At 61.6% G+C, this 263-nt stretch carries 1 pseudogene; it reads right to left on the minus strand.

Annotated features, from left to right (window positions below):
* Positions 1-183 (minus strand): annotated as a pseudogene (locus SB764_RS41445) (hypothetical protein); the annotation flags it as partial.
* Positions 184-263: the final 80 nt, after the last annotated feature.

A 263-nucleotide genomic window follows, 5' to 3' on the forward strand; every position in this document is an offset into this window, starting at 1 on the left:
GTAATCGACAGACCCTTGTCTCGCATCGCGTCCCACCGCGGCCGCGAAGGACCGGTCAAAGCCGGCAGGTGCGGCGATGACGGTGCCGGGAGGTACTTCATAGTATGCACATCCCGTCAGAGGCGATATCTCCAACCCTAACTGGTCGAAATTGCGCGCCTCTTCTCCCACCTCCACTTGCACCGCCCTGCCTTTGCCGTCTTAAAGCGTCACGGTACGGGTGTCTGGTTCCATCGCGACGATGGTGGCCGTGACCTTCGCGG

The organism is Paraburkholderia sp. SIMBA_027 (assembly GCF_046535315.1).
Classification (GTDB): domain Bacteria; phylum Pseudomonadota; class Gammaproteobacteria; order Burkholderiales; family Burkholderiaceae; genus Paraburkholderia; species Paraburkholderia tropica.